13 protein-coding genes and 1 pseudogene are annotated in these 17,762 nt (G+C 63.7%); 6 read left to right on the forward strand and 8 right to left on the reverse strand.

Annotation, left to right across the window (positions count from 1 at the left end; all coding sequences use genetic code 11):
• Positions 1-2 precede the first annotated feature (2 nt).
• Entirely contained in the window at positions 3-1,568 is a 1,566-nt protein-coding gene (gene murJ / locus ABIE62_RS09415; RefSeq protein WP_354325479.1) for a murein biosynthesis integral membrane protein MurJ, read from the reverse strand.
• A 25-nt stretch (positions 1,569-1,593) separates the two neighbouring features.
• Complete coding sequence (gene secB, locus ABIE62_RS09420; protein WP_354325481.1) at positions 1,594-2,148, reverse strand: protein-export chaperone SecB; 555 nt, start codon at positions 2,146-2,148, stop codon at positions 1,594-1,596.
• A gap of 297 nt (positions 2,149-2,445) precedes the next feature.
• Between secB and ABIE62_RS09425 the strand changes: the two genes are divergently transcribed.
• From ABIE62_RS09425 to ABIE62_RS09435, 3 genes are all read left to right on the forward strand, one after another.
• Entirely contained in the window at positions 2,446-3,075 is a 630-nt protein-coding gene (locus ABIE62_RS09425; protein ID WP_454184811.1) for a Tim44/TimA family putative adaptor protein, read from the forward strand.
• A 63-nt stretch (positions 3,076-3,138) separates the two neighbouring features.
• Positions 3,139-4,350, forward strand: a complete 1,212-nt coding sequence (gene mltA, locus ABIE62_RS09430) for a murein transglycosylase A (protein ID WP_354325484.1) — start codon at positions 3,139-3,141, stop codon at positions 4,348-4,350.
• The gene (locus ABIE62_RS09435; RefSeq protein WP_354325485.1) at positions 4,347-4,940 is read left to right on the forward strand and encodes a Smr/MutS family protein; all 594 of its coding nucleotides are present in this window, start codon (positions 4,347-4,349) and stop codon (positions 4,938-4,940) included. The genes mltA and ABIE62_RS09435 overlap by 4 nt, the downstream gene beginning before the upstream one ends.
• Before the next feature lie 335 nt (positions 4,941-5,275).
• Here ABIE62_RS09435 and ABIE62_RS09440 read toward each other — a convergent pair whose 3' ends face one another.
• From ABIE62_RS09440 to ABIE62_RS09455, 4 genes are all read right to left on the reverse strand, one after another.
• Positions 5,276-8,593, reverse strand: coding sequence for an amidohydrolase family protein (locus ABIE62_RS09440; protein ID WP_354325486.1), 3,318 nt, complete (start codon positions 8,591-8,593; stop codon positions 5,276-5,278).
• A 146-nt stretch (positions 8,594-8,739) separates the two neighbouring features.
• Complete coding sequence (locus ABIE62_RS09445; protein ID WP_354325488.1) at positions 8,740-10,026, reverse strand: acyl-CoA dehydrogenase family protein; 1,287 nt, start codon at positions 10,024-10,026, stop codon at positions 8,740-8,742.
• On the reverse strand, positions 10,026-11,387 hold the full coding sequence (locus tag ABIE62_RS09450) for a phosphotransferase (protein ID WP_354325490.1): 1,362 nt from the start codon (positions 11,385-11,387) through the stop codon (positions 10,026-10,028). The genes ABIE62_RS09445 and ABIE62_RS09450 overlap by 1 nt, the downstream gene beginning before the upstream one ends.
• A gap of 4 nt (positions 11,388-11,391) precedes the next feature.
• Positions 11,392-12,819, reverse strand: coding sequence for an aldehyde dehydrogenase family protein (locus ABIE62_RS09455; protein ID WP_354325492.1), 1,428 nt, complete (start codon positions 12,817-12,819; stop codon positions 11,392-11,394).
• A 187-nt stretch (positions 12,820-13,006) separates the two neighbouring features.
• On the opposite strand from ABIE62_RS09455, the gene ABIE62_RS09460 reads away from it, so the two are divergent.
• The 3 genes and pseudogenes from ABIE62_RS09460 to ABIE62_RS09470 form a co-directional block, all read left to right on the forward strand.
• Positions 13,007-13,711 carry a glutathione S-transferase family protein gene (locus ABIE62_RS09460; RefSeq protein ID WP_354325494.1) on the forward strand — a complete coding sequence of 235 codons (705 nt, stop codon included), beginning with the start codon at positions 13,007-13,009 and terminating at the stop codon, positions 13,709-13,711.
• A gap of 36 nt (positions 13,712-13,747) precedes the next feature.
• Positions 13,748-14,614, forward strand: a complete 867-nt coding sequence (gene mtnP, locus ABIE62_RS09465; protein ID WP_354325496.1) for an S-methyl-5'-thioadenosine phosphorylase — start codon at positions 13,748-13,750, stop codon at positions 14,612-14,614.
• Positions 14,607-14,777: pseudogene (locus tag ABIE62_RS09470) on the forward strand (IS256 family transposase); the annotation flags it as partial. The gene mtnP and the pseudogene ABIE62_RS09470, both read left to right, overlap by 8 nt.
• 72 nt (positions 14,778-14,849) lie before the next feature.
• Here ABIE62_RS09470 and asd read toward each other — a convergent pair.
• Together asd and ABIE62_RS09480 are read right to left on the reverse strand one after the other, a co-directional pair.
• Complete coding sequence (gene asd / locus ABIE62_RS09475; RefSeq protein ID WP_354325498.1) at positions 14,850-15,716, reverse strand: archaetidylserine decarboxylase; 867 nt, start codon at positions 15,714-15,716, stop codon at positions 14,850-14,852.
• A gap of 83 nt (positions 15,717-15,799) precedes the next feature.
• A complete protein-coding gene (locus tag ABIE62_RS09480; protein WP_354325500.1) occupies positions 15,800-17,662 on the reverse strand; it encodes a methyl-accepting chemotaxis protein in 1,863 nt (620 codons plus the stop codon).
• Positions 17,663-17,762 lie beyond the last annotated feature (100 nt).

Here is a 17,762-nt window from a genome sequence, read left to right on the forward strand (position 1 = left end):
TGTTAGTTCTGGCGGCGCATTAGGCGCTGCACCGTCGCCTTGTCGAGTACGCCGAGCACCACGGTGCCTGCGCCATAGGTGACGCCCGCCGTCGCCATGATCGCGCCAATTGCCAGCAGGCGCATTGTGAAGGGGCCGTCAAGCCACAGGGTAATCACCGGCATCAATGCCATCAGCGCCGCCCCCATCAGCGCTGAGGCGAGCGCGATTCGTGCGATCCGGCCAAACACCCGCGCGGGCAGGCGGAAAAACCCGCGCCGCGCCAGAATCCCGCCGAGCAGAATGATATTGACCCACGCCCCCGCCGCCCCCGCCAGCGCCAGACCGACCACGCCAAAAATCGGCACCAACGCGATATTCAACCCCACCGTCACCACCAGCGAAGCGGCGGCGGTATAAACCGGGGTGCGGGTATCCTTGCGCGCGAAGAAATTGGGGGTCAGCACCTTGACCAGCACATAGGCGGGCAGGCCGACAACCAGCGCCGAAACGACCATGCCGGTTACGCGCGCGTCCTCAGCGGTAAAGGCTTGGCCCTGCATGAACGCCTTGACGAAGGCAAACCCGGTAAAGAACAGCGCCACCGCGCACGGCAGGGTCAACAGCATGGCGAGTTCGACCGCGTTGGCTTGCAGGCGCACCGCCTCGTCATCCTCGGCCTTGGAGATGTAGCGGGACAGCGCGGGCAGGATCGCTGTGCCCAGCGCGATGCCGATGATGCCCAGCGGCAACTGATTCCAGCGATCAGCCATCGCCATGTAGGTGAGGCTGCCATCGGGAAGCCCGCGAATGAAGAACAGATCGATGAAGCGGCTGATCTGATACACCCCCGCGCCAAACACCGCCGGCACGATCAGCACGCCCATTTCCTTGACCCGCGCGGTGATCCGCGGACGCCCCCTCGGGATGCGGAAGCCCGCGCGGCGCATGAACCAATAAAGCCAGCCGAGTTGCAGCAGCCCGCTCACTGAAACTGCAATCGCCAGCCCGATCCCGGTCGCCGCGCGCGCGGCCTCTCCCGGTGTCTGAAACGCGCCCCACACCAGCGCGGCCAGGAGGCAGATATTCAGCAGGATCGGTGCGGCGGCAGCAGCGGCAAAGCGCGATAGCGAGTTGAGGATTGCCGCCACCAGCGTCGCCATGCTCATGAACATCAGGTAGGGAAACGCGATCCGGCCCATCATCACCGCCAGATCATAGTTTGCCTCATTGCCGCGCAGTTCGGCATTGGCAAAGGCCCAGAGAACCCACGGCATCGCCAGCATCATCACCGCGCCGAACAGCACAAGAATCGGCAGCAGCACCGCGAGCACCTCGCCCGCAAAGCGCCGCGCCTCGCTCTCGTCAGCGGCCATGTGGCGGTTGAACAACGGCACGAATGCGGATGCGAAGGCACCTTCGGCAAACAGGCGGCGGAACAGGTTGGGCAGCTGGAACGCCAGCTGCCACGCATCCGCCACCCCCCCCGCGCCGAGCACGCGGGCAAGCATGATGTCGCGGGCAAAGCCGAACACCCGGCTGACCATGGTCAGCCCGCCAATGGTGCCGACGTTCTTCAGCAGGCTCATCGCGAGTGCCCGCCGACGCCAGAAATCAGGAGTTGCCGCTGACGGGGGCGATCGGGGTGCCTCCGGCGGCTTCTTCAGCCCGGCGTGCCGCCAATTGCTGCATATAGAGGCCGTTGAAATCGACCGGATCGACCATCAGCGGCGGGAACCCGGCATCGCGCACTGCATCGGCCACTACCCGGCGGGCGAAGGGGAACAGCAGGCGCGGGGCTTCGGCATAAAGGAAGGCGTGGGCCTGTTCCTCAGGCACGTTGCGCATGCCGACAAGGCCGCAATAGGCCAGATCGATCATGTACATAGTGCCGCGAGTCGATGCGGCGGTCAGCGTCAGCTTCAAAGTGACTTCATGAACATCGGCGCTCACCGATTCGGCGGCGATGTTGAATTGCACATCGATCTGCGGCGGCTCATTCCACTGGAACACGTCGGGCGCGGCAGGGTTTTCAACCGACAGGTCTTTCACATACTGGGTGATGATCCCGACCGCAGGCAGGGTATCGGCGCCATTGGGCTTGGGATCGCTGCCCGCACCAGCGTTGGCATTGTCCAGATCGGTGAGCACGCCTTCTTCGTCGGCCATTGGATATTGTGTCTTTCAATTTAAGTAACAGGAATTGCGTCTGACACACCGTTTCCGTGCGCCAAACACGGCTTGCCGCGCGCCTAGCAGGGGCGCGGCGCGCTCGCAACAGGGTGCAGAATGACATCGCAAACTGCACGACTCCCGCCCGGTCGGCAACGGATTGGCTGTTGGCTATTTGTAATCGATCCCCATTTAGGGCTAAAGTGGAAGTTCATGGACGTTTGCGTGTCATAAGGTGTGCGCGTCCGGTTCGCAGATCGGATTGTTACAGTGCTTGAAATCGTTCTCCTCGCCATGGTCGCCGCGTTTCTCGGCCTTCGCCTCTATTCGGTGCTTGGACGCCGGGCGGAGCATGAAGAGGAATCCGTGCCACAGCGCTTCGATGCGGATGATAAGCCCGCTGGCGTTGTCCACCCTGCTACTGCGGCGGCTGTTGCCGCCCCGCGCGCGCCCGAACTTGAAGGCGTGATGCCTGCGGTCGAACGGGGCCTTCGCGAAATCGCTGCTGCGGACAATACATTCAATCTTGGCCAATTCCTCGAAGGCGCACGCGGTGCCTACCAGATGGTGCTCGAAGCGTTCTGGCAGGGCGACCGCGAAACGCTGCGCGAATTGTGCGACGATGATGTTTATGCGGGCTTCGTCGCCGCGCTTGATGCGCGCGAAGCGGCGGGCGAAACGCTCGACAATACACTGATCCGGATTGAGGAAACCCGCATCCATTCAGCCTCGCTTGATGGCCGGATGGCGCGGATTGCGCTGCTGTTCGTGGCCGATGTGGCCGCCATCACCCGCGACAAGGACGGCAATGTCATCGCAGGGTCGCTCGACGATGCGATTGAAAGCCGCGACGTGTGGACGTTCGCGCGCAACACCGCAGCGCGCGATCCCAACTGGGTGCTCGACGAAACCGACGAGGGTTGATCGCAAGGCGGCCTGGCACCGCCTGATCGTGCCCCCCCCGCTTGATCGTTCAAGGAGCCTGAAATGCGGTCGGTGCTGGCACTTATAACGCTGCTTTTCGTTGCGGCGTGCGGGCGCATTATCCCGAATGGCAGCGTGCCGCCGCCAGTGGTTGCAGCCCCCCCAGTCGCAGCCCCCGCAGTCGCGCCGGTGACGGCGAATGCCCTGCTTGCCGGGATCGCGCTTGGCCCGGCGGTTGCTGCGCTTCCGGTCAATGACCGCGATGCGCAAGGGGCGCTTTCCAGCTTTATCGAATCCTGCCCGCGGCTGCTGACGCGTGACGATGCCAGCGGATTGACTCTTGTGGGCGATTGGCGTCGGCCCTGCGATGCGGCGCGCGGCTGGGCTCCGGCGCGTGCGCGGCAATTCTTCGCAGAACAATTCACCCCGGTGCAGGTCGGCGACGGCCGCGCGTTCGCCACCGGCTATTTCGAGCCTGAGATCGCAGGTAGCCGCACCCGCCGCGAAGGCTTCACCGTGCCGGTTTACGCAATGCCGCCCGATCTGGTGCGCGCATGGCCCGATGATGTCCCCGCTGCCGAACGCACGGGCCGCGCGCCGCTGGGCCGCTATGACGAACAGGGCCGGTTCGTGCTCTATTACGACCGCGCGGCGATCGAGGACGGGGCGCTCAATGGCGTGGCTCCGATCATCGCGTGGGCGGCTGATCCGGTCGAATTCTTCTTCCTCCAGATTCAAGGCTCGGGCCGATTGCGCACCCCCGAAGGTGAGGTGATCCGCATCGGCTATGCCGGGCAGAACGGGCGCGAATATGTCGGCATTGGCGGGGTAATGCGGGAACGCGGCCTGCTGGGTGAAGGGCCGGGCAAGTATTCCGGATCAATGCAGGGCATCATGGCCTATATCCGCGACAACCCGCGCGAAGGGCGCGATCTGATGCGGCTCAACAAAAGTTGGATTTTCTTCTCGGAATTGCGCGGGGATGGCCCCTTGGGCGCGCTGGGTGTGCCGGTGCGGCGGGAAAACTCGGTCGCGGCTGACCCCGCCTTTGTGCCGCTGGGCGCGCCGGTATGGCTGGAACTGGACCGGGTGGAGGCAAACGGCTTGTGGGTCGCGCAGGACACCGGCGGCGCGATCAAGGGCGCGAACCGATTCGACACCTTCTGGGGTGCGGGCGATGACGCGCGGGCGATCGCCGGCGGAATGAGCGGGCGCGGACGGGCCTATGTGCTGCTTCCGCGTGGAGCAGCAGCGCGACTCGGCGCAGGTCAATGACGCGGCTGCTGCGCGGGCTGACCACTGGCGAACAGGCCGCCTGGGCGCATCTTGCCGCAAGCGTCACCCCGATGTCGGGGCGTGAACAGCCTAATCCTCCCCAATCCAAGGAGGCGGGCCGCCCGGTGAAATCCGTGCTGCCTAACGCCCCTCCCTTGAGCGAGGGGCCGGGGGAGGGTGCGCGACGGCCGAAGATGGCGCGGCCCGTCCCCTCCCAAACACCGCCTCAAGTGGCGGGTGACAAAGCAGGGGCAGGCCTCGATTCGCACTGGGATCGGCGGATGAAGGGCGGGCGGCTTGATCCCGATCTGACCCTCGATCTGCACGATTGCACGCTCGATGCCGCTTATGACAGGATCATGGCCGGGCTGGATCAGGCGCGGATGATGAACGCGCGGGTAGTGCTGGTGATTGCCGGGCGCGAACGGCCGGTCGATCCGGCTGACCGGATGGTGCGGCGCGGGGCGATCCGGGCGAAACTGCTCGATTGGCTCGCCGCCAGCCGCCACGGCAGTGCGATTAGCGCGGTGCGCAAGGCCCACATCCGTCACGGCGGTGAGGGCGCGCTTTACCTGATCCTGAAACGCTGATGAAAGCGTGACCCCAGGACTTCCATCGCTTTTCCCGGGTCAGGAAAAGTGATGCCGGAGGCGGAGTGAATGTGGACGTCTAATCCAATGAGTTCATACGATTTATATCTATATCTTCGGTGCTGGCTTATCCCACACTGCAAACCACGCAACCTGATCACGCGCAAAGTTCTATCTCCGAAACCAAGCCGGAAATACGCCACCTTGTCCATGAATAGCCTAGCTCAAGATCAAGGCTGACCGCGCTTGTCCGGCAGGCTAACCCTAGGGCTTTGTAACCCGACGCTTGCCGCCCTGGGTCCCAGCTTTCGCTGGGATGACGATTGTGCCACAGCTTACCCCGCATCCCCATCGGCATGGCCCCGGCCGGCCTCGGTCGCCGCTTCCGATCCGCCCGCGCCTTTGCCGCCATGGGCTTCCCACCAATAGGGTTGCCGCGTGGTGGTGCCGGTGCCGACCTCGTTCAACGTCGCGGCGTCATACAACCGCCCGCCGAGCATGACCTGTTCGATATTGTCCGAATGGGAGATGTCAGTGCTGGGATCATCTGACAGGATCACGAGGTCCGCGAGCTTGCCCACCTCGATGCTGCCAATGTCCTTGGCCATGCCGAGTGATTGCGCCGAGGTGATGGTGCCTGCCTTCAGCGCCTCCACCGCGCTCATCCCGCCGCGTGCGAAGCTCCACAATTCCCAATGCGCGCCGATGCCTGCCTGCTGGCCATGCGCACCGATGCTGACCTTCACCCCGCGCTGCGCCAGTTTGCGCGCCTCGCGGGCGTTGTTGTCGTCGACGAAAGCCCATTCAGGGGCCTTCACCCGGCGACCATTTTCCGCGAGCAGCGCCTTGGGCGGGGTGTGGATCATCAGCGGGTGATCGAACACATCCATCGCTTGGCGCCAATAGGGATCGCCCGCCAGCCCACCATAAGTGACCACCAGCGTGGGCGTGTAATTGCTGTTCGACTGGCCGAAGAACTGCAACACGTCTTCGTAGAACACATCCACCGGCACATTGTGTTCAAGGGTCGAATTGCCATCGGCAACGAGGTTCATGTCCATCCCGAACAGCGATCCACCCTCGGCCACCACCAGCATATTCTCGGCCGCCGCCGCGCGCGCGACCATCTGGCGCTGTTCGCGGCGCGGCTGGTTGTAATTCTTGACCGAGATGCCGCCCTGCGCCTTGATCCGGCGCACGTGGGCCAGCGCATCGTCAAAGCTGTCGATCCGGGCATAGACGCCGGGCGCCTTGGCGCCGTAAATAATCTCCCCGGTCGAGAAGATGCGCGGGGCCAGCGTCAGTCCGGCGCGCTGGCGTTCGGCAGCGGCGAACACCGTGCTCGCCTGGCTCGACGGGTTGTGCACGGTGGTGACGCCCATCGCCAGATCCTGCAACAGCGTCCAGTTCTGCTGCGGGATCAGATCGCCAACCCCGTAAGGCCCGTGAGCATGGGCATCGACCAGACCCGGCATGATGGTCTTGCCGCTGGCGTCAATCATCCGCGTGCCTTCGGGAAACGCCATCTTGACCACGGTGGCATCGTGCACGTCGGTGATGCGGTCGCCTTCGATCACGATCATGCCATTTTCGATGACGCCCGCATCATCCGCGCCAAGGCCAGCCTTCATCGTGAGCACCCGCGCGCCGGTGATGACGGTGGTGCCGGTTGGCTTGGCCTTTTGCACCGTCACGCCCATCGCAATGCCGGTGGTCGGCGGGGTGAAGGGTTTGGCCGTATCGCCATCCGCCTTGGGCGCGGCGGCGAAGAAATCGCTGACCTGCGCGCTTTGCAGGCTCGGCCCGATCGACCAGAACAAAGTCGCGCCGCCATTGGCCCAGCCGAGATAATCCGCGCCTCCGGTGCTGACCTTGGTGACGGGCAGCGGGCCGCCCTTTTCGCTGACATCGACCGGCTTGCCGCCGGGGATCAGCGGCATCGCAAACACCTCGTAATTCTGGCGGAAAGCGATGGTGCGGCCATCGGGCGCGATCCGCATGTCATTGGCGAGTTCGCCCTTGGCGTGGACGCGCTTCGCCTCACCATTGAGGTCGGTCGAAACCAGCGCCAGCTTGCCGCCATCTCTGGCCAGCATGAACAACCGGTCGGCGGTGGTGCCCCATTGCGGGTTGCCGCCGCTACGGCTGACAAGGCGCGGCTGCCCGCCGCTGACCGGCATCACATAGATCCCGGCGTTCTCGGAAAAATCGGGCGCGGTCAGGTATCCGCCTTCGCGCTTTTCGAAGGCGATCATGCTGCCATCGGGCGAGAAGGCGATATTGCCAAAATGCCCTGGCCCGGTCAGCGCCCGGCGGTTCTGCCCATTGGCATCGGCGAGGATGATCTCGCCCAAGCTGGCATCGTTCCAGCGCACATAGGCAAGGCTGCTGCCGTCGCGGCTGAACGCGGGGAAGGCTTCGAGCGCTTCCGCCGGGTCGCCGGTCAACGGTGCGGGCGCATCACGCCCGCGCGCGGATTTGCTGTGCAGCCGCCCAAGGCTTTCAAACACCACGCGGCTGCCGTCGGGTGACAGTGTGGCAAAGCGCGGCATGGTGGTGGTGAAGCTATCGGGCGCAACGTCGATCACCGGATGCGGCGCATCGGCCACCCCGCGCGTGTCGTTGACCATGAAGGGGATCACCGCATGACCGCTCCCGTCGCGGGCCACACGGTTGAGTTTCCCGCCCGCCCAGAACACGATCCCGCTGCTATCGGGCAGCCAGTCAATATTGGGATAGACCCCGGTGACTGCCCAGGTTTCCTGCACGTCCATGTCCAGCTGGCCGTAGATCATCCGTTCACGCCCGCTGGCGAGGTCTTTGATCCATAGCTGGCTCTGATCCTTGTCGCGCCGGACGAAGGCGAGTTCCGTGCCATCGGGCGAAGGCGCAGGCCGCACCGCGCCGCCATAGCCGCTGACGGCGGTGGTCACTTCTCCGGTGGCGAGATCATGGCGTTCGATCGCGAAGATACCGCTTTGCGAATCCTGCGCGTATTCGAAGATGTTCCCGCCCGTGGTGTTGCGGGTGTAGTAGATTGCGCTGCCATCGGGTGCGAACACCGGCTCGCCCAATTCCTTCTGCAAGGCCTCGTTCGCGCGTTCGACCACCTGCACCCCGCCGCCGCCGCTAACGTGGTAGAGCCAGATTTCACCGGTGCCGAGCGACCGCCCGGTAGTGAAATGCTTTTTCGCAGCAATAAACCGTCCGTCGGGCGACCATGCGGGCTGGTTGAGAAGGCGGAAATCCTCCTTCGTCACCTGCCGCTTGTCGCTGCCATCGGCGTTCATCACCCAGATATTGTCCCCGCCGCCGCGATCCGAGGTGAAGGCGATGCGCGTGCCATCGGGGGAGAAGCGCGGGTGCACGTCCCACGCAAGGCCATCAGCAATCCGCTTGGGCGTGCCGCCCGAAATCGGCATGGTGTAAATGTCACCGAGCAGCGTGAAGGCCAGCGTCTGCCCGTCGGGCGACACGTCGACATCCATCCATGTGCCTTCGTCGGTGCGGATCGGCACTTGCTTGATGGTGGCACCCTTGGGTGCTTCAACGCTCCAGCTTGCTTCGGCCTTCGGAGCTTTCTTGCTCTGAGCCGCAAGCGGAGTGGCAATGCAGGCGGCCCCGGCGAGCAGGGCGGCGGCGATATGGCGCATGAAAATGTCTCCTCTGTTGGAGGGGAGACTAGCGGCGCGAAAGAATATTGCTAGGGCGTTTGCGAGTCCCCGCGCAGGCGGGGACCTCATTCAACCATGCACCATACATCACGAGGCCCCCGCCTGCGCGGGGACTCGCGGGAGGGTTAAGAATACATCCCCCGCTTCGGCCCGAGATAGCCAAACAGATACGCCCCCACCTTGCGCATCTGGATCTCCTCAGACCCTTCGGTGATTCGATAGCGGCGGTGGTGGCGATAAATGTGTTCGAACGGCTTGTGGCGCGAATAGCCGATGCCGCCGTGCACCTGCATCGCGCGGTCCGCCGCCTCGCACACCAGCCGGTTCGCCCAGTAATTGCACATCGATACCTTGTCGCTGATCGTGCGTTCGATCTGTTCGTGGGGCATGTTGTCCATCTCCCACGCGGTCTTGAAGATCAGCAGCCGCAGCATTTCAGCCTGCGTCGCCAGCTCCACCAGCGGGAACTGAATCGCCTGATTGCGCGCCAGCTCCTCACCGAAGGGCTTGCGCGCGCGGGCGTATTTCACGCTTTCGTCGATGCAATACAGCGCCGCGCCGCAGCTCGACGCCGCCTGCCGGATGCGGTTCTGGTGGACGAAGCTTTGCGCCAGCGCGAGGCCGCGGCCCTCGACGCCGATAATTGCGCTGTCGGGCACCCAGACATTGGTGACGCTGAGGCGCGGGTGATCGGTGGGCATATTGAACGTCCACATCCACTCCTCGATTTCGAGGCCGGGGGTGGGATTGGGGACGAGGAAGCAGGTGATCCCGCTCGCATCCCCCGCTTGGCCGGAAGTGCGCGCAAACATCGCGCAGTGGGTGGCGACGTGCATCCCGGTGATCCACATTTTCTCGCCATCGATCCGCCAGCCATCCACGCCGTCGCGGGCTTCCCGCACCGCCACGGTTTCCATGTGGGTGGCGTCGGAGCCATGGTTCGCTTCGGTCAGACCAAAAGCCACGCGGCGGGTGCGTTCAAAGCCTCCGGTGATGAATTCGGCTTTCTGTTCTTCGGTTCCCCACTGGTCGAACATGGCGACGAAGGGGAAGTTGCCGACGATCGAGTGTTCGTTCTGCAAGTCATTGTGCAGGCCGAGGCCATGGCGCGCAAAATGTTCGCGGATCACTGCCATCCAGAGGTTGCTGCCATCCCTCCCGCCGTAACGCTTGGGCGCGGAGAAGCGCCAATGGCCCGCCTTGTCGGCACGGCGGGTGGCTTCCTTGAGCAGTTCCTCCCACTCGTGCCGGGGCAGCCCGCCCGCTTCAAAGTCCGTCCGCGCATATTCACGGCGGTGGTCGAAGAAGCGGATGTTGTCGTCCTGCTGCTCCAGCGGCTTGATCTCGGCCGCGATGAAGGCGTCGAGTTCATCGAGATAGGCTTGCAGGTCGGCGGGGATGGCGAAGTCCATTAGTTCTCTCCTAGCCACTTCTTTTGGGCGACCGCGAGCGCGGGATATTTAGGGCTATCGACCTCGATCAATTCCAGAGCATCGAAGCGAAGCTTGGCCAGCACGCCCTTGGTCTCGAGGGTGTCATCGCCGGACAGGAAATACTCGGACATGTCTCGCGGATCGACGCCGGAGTATTCAATGTCCATTTCACGCGCGACGATGCCGAGTGCGTTGCGAGCGACCGCCAGTTGGAAACGGTCATGCCCCTCCATGCGGTGCTTCACGCTACCGAGCCATTCGGAGACCGCAGTCACTAGCTCTGCAATCGTCGCATCGCCCTGAGGGGGCAGCGTCCGAGCACGTGTCCTGAATGGCTTTGTGACCTCACGCGCCCGCTCCGCTTCCGGCGCATCCTCCTCCAGCAGCAGCAGCAGATCGAGTTCCTGCTCGCTCGTCCGGCGCGAGATTACCACGCGTTCGAGCATCCGGTCCGCGCCGCTGCGCCATTGCGCCGCCATCTTGAGGCAGCCGAGCGCCCACCACACGGTGCGGTAGATCGTCCAGAAGCGAAAGCGGGCGGGGTCAACTTGGGCGCCGCTCTCGGCTTCGTAAGCGGCGATGTAATCCTCAAGGCTCCCCAGCCCCAGCGCCGGGCGGTCATACCGGGCAAAGCGCCACACCGCCATGCAGCCAAAGGCCAAGTCCTCGTGGCGGTCGCCGAAATGGGCGATTTCCCAGTCGAGCACCCCCGTGAGCGTCGATCCTTCCACCAGCAGATTGCCCATCCGGTAATCGCCGTGGTTGAGGACAGGCTCGACGGGCGGCGGGCAATTGTCCTCCAGCCACTTGAGGCCGAGCGCAATGATCGGGCGATCCCCGCCTGCCTCGATGAACTGCGCCTTGAGGTCGGCTATGCCTGCGCGGGTGTCCATCACCGGCACGCCGTCCGGCACGACCGCTGGCCGCAAGCGATGGATGCGCGCCAGATCGCGCGCCGCCTGCCGCAGCAAGTCTTTCGGATCGTCGCAGCCAAGGATCACCTTGGGATCAGCCGTCCCCGGCAAAGCGCGCATGATGAAGCCCGAACCAAGGCCGTCTGCCGGCTCCAGCACTGCCACCACTTCCGGCGCGGTCACGCCCGCTAACCGCGCCGCCTCGATCAACGCCGCCTCGGTCGAATGCCCATAAGGCCGCCCCTCCATGAAGGCGAGGCTGGGCGCGCGGCGCAGCACGTAGGCGCTGTCGTCCGCCACAAACCGCCAGCTTTCCATCACCGCCCCGCCGGTGAGCCGCTGCGGCTCCAACAACAAAGCGCCGAGCCCAGCGCGGGCACAGACCCGCGCCAGCCCGGCGCTCAGTTCGTCCGGTGACATACCCATGGCGTTACGCGGGGATTTTGTCCTTCTTCACAGTAATAACCTGCGAATAGGTGAACTCCTTCAGGCCTTCCTTGCCATATTCGGCGCCAAAGCCGGACTGCTTGTGCCCGCCGAACGGTGCGAAGGGCGAAAGGTGAAGGTATTCGTTGACCCACACTGTCCCGGTTTCGAGCTGTTCGGCAATTTCAACGCCCTTGTCCGGGTTGCCGGTCCACACTGCGCCAGCCAGTCCGTATTCGGACGCATTGGCGCGTGCGATGACTTCTTCTTCGGTCGAGAACTTCATCAACGGCATCACCGGGCCGAACTGTTCCTCGGCCACGATCCGCGCGTCTTCGGGCGGGTTGTCGATGATGGTCAGCGGTACGAAGTAGCCAGTGCCGGACGGATCGACATTCCCGCCGAGCAGGAACTTGTAGCCATTGTCCTTGGCATCCTCGATCAGCTCAACCACGCGATCAAACTGCTTCTTGTTCTGGATCGGGCCGACGCCCGTGCCCTGCTGCGCGCCATCACCCACGGTCACGGTCTTGGCATATTCGACAATCGCCGCCGAAAGCTCGTCATAGATATCCTCGTGGATATAGACGCGCTTGGCCGCGACGCAGATCTGGCCGGCGTTGGAAAAGCTCGACCAGAACAGCTGCTCGGCCACCTTCTTGGGATCGGCATCGGGCAGCACGATTGACGCGTCATTGCCGCCGAGTTCCAGCGTGATGCGTTTGAGGTCGGCGCTCGCGCCTTCCATGATCTTCTTGCCGGTCGCGGTTGATCCGGTGAAGGTGATCTTGTCGATATCGGGGTGCGAGGTCATCAACGGGCCGAGCGAATCTTCACCCGTGATGATGTTGACCACGCCCGCAGGCACCTTGTCCGCGATCAGTTCAGCGATGCGCAGGGTGGTGAGCGGGGTGAAGGGCGAAGGCTTGAGCACAATCGTGCAGCCCGACAGCATTGCGGGCGCGATTTTCTGGATCGCCATCATCACCGGGAAGTTCCACGGCACAATGCCCGCAACCACGCCCACCGGCACGCGGCGGGTGCGGCTGAGGCGTGCCTCGCTGTCTTCGTTGATCTCGTCGTCAAGCGACAGCGTCGATTGCGCCGCGCTCATCCCCGCAGCGCCGTAGATTTCGCCCTTGGCCTGATCGTGCGGCTTGCCCTGCTCAGCTGTCAGCAGGCGATAGAGTTCCTCGGCATTTTCCTTGATCGCGCCGGAAATCGCCATGATCGCGGCGCGGCGTTCTTCGATCGGGGTATTCTTCCACGTCTTGAACGCGGCGCGCGCGGCGGCAACCGCTTGGTCAAGCTCGGCCTGGCCGCAGGCGGGCACCTGCCCGATCACCTGTTCGGTAGCCGGGTTGACCACATCGAGCATCCGGTCGGTTGCGACCATCTTGCCGCCGATAAGGTTCTTATACTGGGTGACCATGATTGTTCCTCTCTCGTCCTATCAGGGAGTCGTTTTTCGCAGGCTCAAGGTGGTGCGTTGCGTTGCAAAATGCAATCGCTGCTTTGCCAATTGGCCTAGGCGGCTGGGCCAAGCCGGGCGCTTGGCGATTGCGCTATTGCGGGCGGGGCTTATGGAAGGCCGCAAACATGCCTTCAAGGAGAGCCTCATGAGTGATTCCCGTCCCGATCTGGTCGTCTATGGCAGCCCGGTTTCGCCGTTTGTGCGCAAGGTTGCGGCTGTTTGCATTGAAAAGGGCGTGGATTACGAGGTTGAAGCGGTCAACGTGTTCGACCCGCCGCAGTGGTTCATGGATATCTCGCCGATGAAGCGCATTCCGGTGCTGCGCGATCGTTCTGTGGCCGAAGAAGGGGTCGCGGGCACGATCGCGGATTCAAGCGCGATCTGCGCGATGATCGAACGCAAGCATCCTGATCCCGCGCTTTATCCGGACGCGCCGATGGCTTTGGGCGAGGCATTGTTCATCGAAGAATATGCCGACACCTCGTTGGCAATGGCGGGCGGAATGGGCATTTTTCGACCGATCTTCTTCGCGGTGAGCAAAGGGCAGGAGCCCGATCTCGAAAAGGCGCGCGATACCTGGGCCAATCAACTGCCGCCGATTTTCGACGTGCTCGAAGCCCGGCTGGACGGGCGCGAATTTTTCGCGGGCAACGCGCTGTCGATTGCCGACATTACCGTGGCGACCGTGCTGATGCAGGTTTCACTGGTTGCGGAAACGCCGCTGAACAAGTGGCCCGCGCTCGCCGCGCATTTTGCCGCGATGCAGGCCCGTCCTTCGATTGCCGGGCCTTACGCCGCAGCGGAAAAGATGATCCGCAAGGCCTTGCCGACCCGCTTCGACCTGACCTAAGCCCACCCTAGGTCTAGCAAAGGACAGGCAGCAGGCATGGCCAGCGAATGGTGCATCGGGATCATCGGCGGATCGGGCCTCTATGCCATGGACGGCATCGAGGACGCGCAGTGGATTGCGATTGATACGCCGTGGGGGGAACCATCGGACGAGATTCTGTGCGGGCGGATTGGCGAGGTGAAGGTGCGCTTTCTCCCCCGCCACGGTCGTGGGCACCCGATTTCGCCGACCGAACTCAATTCACGCGCCAATATCGATGCGCTGAAGCGGGCGGGCTGCACTGATATTCTGGCGGTGTCCGCAGTTGGCAGCCTGCGTGAAGAACTGGAGCCGGGGCGCTTCGCCGTGGTTGAACAATTTATCGACCGGACGGTGCACCGCCCCAGCACCTTTTACACCAGCGGGTTCGTCACCCACGTGTCGATGGCCGATCCGGTCTGCCCGCGCCTGTCAGAAATGGCGGCGAAGGCCGTTGCCAAGGCCAAAGGCAAGGTCGCGGTCGGCGCGACCTATCTCGCCATCGAAGGCCCGCAGTTTTCCACCCGCGCCGAAAGCCGGATGTACCGCCAATGGGGTGCCGACGTGATCGGCATGACCGCGATGCCCGAAGCCAAACTCGCGCGGGAGGCTGAACTGCCCTATGCTCTGGTCGGCATGATTACCGATTATGATTGCTGGCGAGACGGAGAGGCTGTTGATGTTGCGCAAGTTGTTGCGCAAATGCAGGCGAACGGCGCGCTCGCCCATGCGATGGTGAAGAATTTCATCGCAGCCCTGCCGAAAAAGCGTGCGGCCTCCCCAATCGACACCGCTTTGGACGACGCGATCATTACCGCGCCTGACGAACACGATCCCGCAGTCATGGTGAAGCTTGACGCGGTGGCCGGTCGGCTGTTCCGTTAGCGCAGGAGGCCACTTTCTCAGTGACGATGCTGCAAGCATGCTGCTCTATCTGATCTTGCACCGATCCAAGATGGAGTGGGGAATGCCGCCACGTGAGTGGCCGATGGCCAAGGCCCAGTTCGCCGGGCTGTTCGCTGAACGCTTTATCAAGGCCATGACGGCGAAAAGTTCAACCGCCCTCCCGCACGCTAATACCAGCGCGCTAAGAGGCCGACGCATCACGCGCTGAACATGCTCAGGCGCCGAACTTTGGTATAAATTCCTGACAGTTCCCGATCGCCTGCCCCATCCGCACTGGATCGCCTGCCTTCAGCCCTTCCAGCCAAGCGACACGACCGGGTTCGAACAATAGCACTACGGTTGAGCCGAGGTAGAACCGCCCCATCTCGTCGCCCGCTGCCAGATCGACCGCGCCGCTTGCAAAATCCTCGCGCACCACGTCGCGCCCGTGGCCTGCGAAGCGGTGCGGCCATACGGTGTCGATCCCGGCGACGATCAGCGCGCCGACCATGATGCTTGCAAACGCGCCGCCCGGCCCGTTAAACAGGCAGGCGAGCCGTTCATTGCGCGCGAACAGCCGGTCAACGCCCTCGGCAGTCTGCTGGTTCACCGAGAACAGATCGCCGGGAATGTAGGAGCTCGATTGCAGCGCGCCCGCGGCGGGCATGTGCACGCGGTGGTAATCGCGGGGGGAAAGATAGATGGTGATGAATTGCCCGCCGTCGAACCGGCGCGCGGCATCGGCACCGTGGCCGAGGATTTCTGCGGTTGTGAAATCGCGTTCCTTGGCCTGAAAGATCCGCCCATCGGTGATCGTGCCCAGCTGGCTCACCGCGCCGTCCGCAGGGCTGAGGATGAACGCCTCTGCGTCGGCCAGCTCCCGCGTGCCGGGCTTCAATTCGCGGGTGAAGAAATCGTTGAAGCTGGCAAATTCGCCAATCGCGCGCGCGGCCTCGGCCATGTCGACATCATAGGCGGCGACAAAGCGGCGGATCAGCCGATTCTTGATCCACGCCCGCTCGCTTGACGCCAGCGCGCCTGCCAATCGCGACAGCGCGTGTTGCGGGAGGGCGTGCTGGAGCAGGATGAAGGGTGAGGGCATAGTGTCCCGCCCTAATCATCCCGGCGCGCGGTTCAAGACCCGCCGCGCCGATGGGGTGTGCAGAACGGCGCTAGGTGTTGGCGTCAGCCCGCCCGCACCCGGCCAAGGAAGCCGCGCACCTGATCGCTGAGATGCACAGCTTGCGCTTCCAGTTCGTTGGCGCTGAGCAACACCTGGCTCGCCGCTGCGCCGGTTGAGAGCGACAATTGCCGCACGTCTTCGATATGGCCCGCGACCTTTTCGGTGCCGCGCGCGGCCAGATCAATGCTTTGCGCCAGATCGCGGCCCGCGACCGATTGCTGATCGACCGCACTGGCGATTGATACGGCGGTGGATTCGAGTTCCTTGACCTGCCCCGCGATCGAACGCAGCGCCTTGACGCTGGCGCCGGTGGTCGATTGCATTGCGCGGATCTGTTCGGCGACCTTGTCGGTGGCGCGGCTGGTCTGCATCGCGAGTTCCTTGACCTCGCTGGCGACCACCGCGAAGCCGCGGCCCGCCTCTCCCCCGCGCGCCGCTTCGATCGATGCGTTGAGCGCGAGCAGGTTGGTGCGCTGTGCGATGGTCTGGATCAGTTCGACGATCTGGCCGACTTCCTCTGCCGATGCGGCCAGCGCCGAGATGGTTTCATCGGCCTCCCCGGTCGCTTCGTTCGCCAGCCGGGCAAGTTCGCTTGACGAAGCTGCCTGACGGCTGATTTCGCTGATCGAGAGGGCAAATTCATCGCTGGCGGCGGCGGCGGCAGTGGCGCCGGCGTTGGCTTCGTCCATCGACACGGCAACGTCATTGGTGCGGCGGCTGGCTTCTTCGGCGCTGCTGGCCATGCGGGTGGCGGTGGTGTGGAGCTGGCTGGAGGCGGCGGCTACACCGCTTACGACATCGCCCACGGTGCGTTCGAACTGGCGCGCGACATCATCCAGCAACGCGGCTTTGCGCGCTTCGGCCTCAACCCGTTCGCGTTCGCGATCCTGTTGCAATTGCAGTTCCAGTTCGGCCTTTTCCGACCGTTCACGCGCCCATGTCTCCAGCCGCTTGCTCGCCCGTTTGAACAGATCGAGCGCGCGGATCATTGCGCCGATTTCGTCGGTGCGATCCTCGCCCTTGATGGCGAAGTCCCGGTCGCCATTGGCAAGCCGGGTCATCGCTTCGGTAATTTCAACGATCTTGCGCGAGAAATCACGCGACAGATAGGCCAAGCCCATCAGCAGCACTACGCAGCCCAGCAACGCCAGCACACCCGCAATCATCACCATGTTGAAGAAGTAGGTGATCCCGGCCGCTTCCTGCGCTTGCGCGCGCGCGGTCAGGTCGGCGGTTAGTTGCGCGCTGACTGCGGCCAGAGCATCGCCTTGCGCGGCGACCTGCGCGGCGGCTGCATTGGCGCTCGTGCCGCCGCGTACCGCATCATGCGCGCGCGTATAACCAGCGCGGAAATCGTCGAGACCGCTGCGCAGGGCGATGATGCGTGGCTGCAATTCGGTGTCATCGCCCGCAACCATTGCTTCGATTGCAGCGACCTGCGCTGCGACCGCGATTTCGCTTTCGCGTTGCTGTTCGAGCAGGGGAGCGCTGCGGTCGTAGAGCGCGCGCAGCGATTGGTAGCGCATGTCCTGCGTTGCCGATTGCAAAGCGCCCGCTGCGATTACCGTGTCCTGCACCTGCGCCGCGCTTTGATAGCGGTTCCACAATTCGCCAAGGCCGATGCCGATCACCAGCGACATGATCACGCCGACAGCAAGGAAGCTTCCGAAGATCGCGTTGACCTTGTTCGACAGCGACAGATTGCGGAACCATGAGAAACGCTCCAGCAAGGTTTCGCTGCCCGTTGGTGCTTCGCTTACGTCAGGGTTGCCCGCATCTTCGATACCGAAATCGGCCCTGAGTTCGCGCACAAAGTCGGGAACGGCCTGTTCCTCGCTGCGCTCCTGCAGGCTCATCATGTTCATTGCGTAATTCCCCGGGGTTCTTGACCAAACAATTGTGAAGGAAAATCCTTTCCAAATGCTTGATCCAGCCAGCGCGCGCCTGCCGTTAACGCGCTTTGCG

This window comes from Porphyrobacter sp. MBR-155 (assembly GCF_040547625.1).
Taxonomy (GTDB): domain Bacteria; phylum Pseudomonadota; class Alphaproteobacteria; order Sphingomonadales; family Sphingomonadaceae; genus Erythrobacter.

Coding starts and splice junctions, on each gene's coding strand:
- ABIE62_RS09460 (WP_354325494.1), top strand. CDS start 13,007: ATGAGTGATTCCCGTCCCGATCTGGTCGTCTATGGCAGCCCGGTTTCG.
- ABIE62_RS09450 (WP_354325490.1), bottom strand. CDS start 11,387: ATGGGTATGTCACCGGACGAACTGAGCGCCGGGCTGGCGCGGGTCTGT.
- asd (WP_354325498.1), bottom strand. CDS start 15,716: ATGCCCTCACCCTTCATCCTGCTCCAGCACGCCCTCCCGCAACACGCG.
- secB (WP_354325481.1), bottom strand. CDS start 2,148: ATGGCCGACGAAGAAGGCGTGCTCACCGATCTGGACAATGCCAACGCT.
- ABIE62_RS09480 (WP_354325500.1), bottom strand. CDS start 17,662: ATGAACATGATGAGCCTGCAGGAGCGCAGCGAGGAACAGGCCGTTCCC.
- mltA (WP_354325484.1), top strand. CDS start 3,139: ATGCGGTCGGTGCTGGCACTTATAACGCTGCTTTTCGTTGCGGCGTGC.
- mtnP (WP_354325496.1), top strand. CDS start 13,748: ATGGCCAGCGAATGGTGCATCGGGATCATCGGCGGATCGGGCCTCTAT.
- murJ (WP_354325479.1), bottom strand. CDS start 1,568: ATGAGCCTGCTGAAGAACGTCGGCACCATTGGCGGGCTGACCATGGTC.
- ABIE62_RS09425 (WP_454184811.1), top strand. CDS start 2,446: ATGGTCGCCGCGTTTCTCGGCCTTCGCCTCTATTCGGTGCTTGGACGC.
- ABIE62_RS09455 (WP_354325492.1), bottom strand. CDS start 12,819: ATGGTCACCCAGTATAAGAACCTTATCGGCGGCAAGATGGTCGCAACC.
- ABIE62_RS09440 (WP_354325486.1), bottom strand. CDS start 8,593: ATGCGCCATATCGCCGCCGCCCTGCTCGCCGGGGCCGCCTGCATTGCC.
- ABIE62_RS09445 (WP_354325488.1), bottom strand. CDS start 10,026: ATGGACTTCGCCATCCCCGCCGACCTGCAAGCCTATCTCGATGAACTC.
- ABIE62_RS09435 (WP_354325485.1), top strand. CDS start 4,347: ATGACGCGGCTGCTGCGCGGGCTGACCACTGGCGAACAGGCCGCCTGG.